The organism is Vibrio sp. 1457, from assembly GCF_033340195.1.
In the GTDB taxonomy this organism is placed as follows: Bacteria; Pseudomonadota; Gammaproteobacteria; order Enterobacterales; family Vibrionaceae; genus Vibrio; species Vibrio alginolyticus.
In genome coordinates this window covers 1-1,077 of sequence record NZ_JAWOWA010000138.1, presented here as the reverse complement: position 1 = coordinate 1,077, position 1,077 = coordinate 1, and the positions used below count along the sequence as shown (strand labels likewise).

Sequence of the window (1,077 nt, the reverse complement as noted above, 5' to 3'; positions counted from 1 at the left end):
TGGCTTTGTACAAACCAGGAGTCGTTTCACCCGCGAAAAAATAATTCTCAAGGAGAAGCGGGTGAAACAGTATTTGATTGCCCCCTCAATTCTGTCGGCTGATTTTGCCCGCCTGGGTGAAGATACCGCAAAAGCCCTGGCAGCTGGCGCTGATGTCGTGCATTTTGACGTCATGGATAACCACTATGTTCCCAATCTGACGATTGGGCCAATGGTGCTGAAATCCTTGCGTAACTATGGCATTACCCCCCCTATCGACGTACACCTGATGGTGAAACCTGTCGATCGCATTGTGCCTGATTTCGCTGCCGCTGGTGCCAGCATCATTACCTTTCATCCAGAAGCCTCCGAGCATGTTGACCGCACGCTGCAACTGATTAAAGAAAATGGCTGTAAAGCGGGTCTGGTATTTAACCCGGCGACACCTCTGAGCTATCTGGATTACGTGATGGATAAGCTGGATGTGATCCTGCTGATGTCCGTCAACCCTGGTTTCGGCGGTCAGTCTTTCATTCCTCAAACACTGGATAAACTGCGCGAAGTACGTCGTCGTATCGACGAGTCTGGCTTCGACATTCGACTGGAAGTGGACGGTGGCGTGAAGGTGAACAACATTGGCGAAATCGCTGCGGCGGGCGCGGATATGTTCGTCGCCGGTTCGGCAATCTTCGACCAGCCAGACTACAAAAAAGTCATTGATGAAATGCGCAGTGAACTGGCAAAGGTAAGTCATGAATAAGTTTGAAGATATTCGCGGCGTCGCTTTTGATCTTGATGGTACGCTGGTCGACAGTGCTCCCGGTCTTGCTGCTGCGGTAGATATGGCGCTGTATGCGCTGGAGTTGCCCGTCGCAGGTGAAGAACGCGTTATTACCTGGATTGGTAACGGCGCAGATGTTCTGATGGAGCGCGCATTGACCTGGGCGCGTCAGGAACGTGCGACTCTGCGTAAAACAATGGGTAAACCGCCCGTTGATGACGACATTCCGGCAGAAGAACAGGTACGTATTCTGCGTAAACTGTTCGATCGCTACTATGGCGAGGTTGCCGAAGAGGGGACGTTTTTGTTCCCGCACG

Annotated in this window: 2 protein-coding genes; both read left to right on the top strand. The window is 52.0% G+C overall.

The window, feature by feature from the left end; all coding sequences use genetic code 11:
- Positions 1 to 61 precede the first annotated feature (61 nt).
- Positions 62 to 739 (top strand): ribulose-phosphate 3-epimerase, encoded by a 678-nt coding sequence (gene rpe / locus R7Z41_RS24340; protein ID WP_318141684.1) that lies wholly within the window; start codon positions 62 to 64, stop codon positions 737 to 739.
- Positions 732 to 1,077 (top strand): HAD family hydrolase (locus R7Z41_RS24335; RefSeq protein WP_411913149.1); only part of this gene is annotated, 346 nt, incomplete at its 3' end. The genes rpe and R7Z41_RS24335, both read left to right, overlap by 8 nt.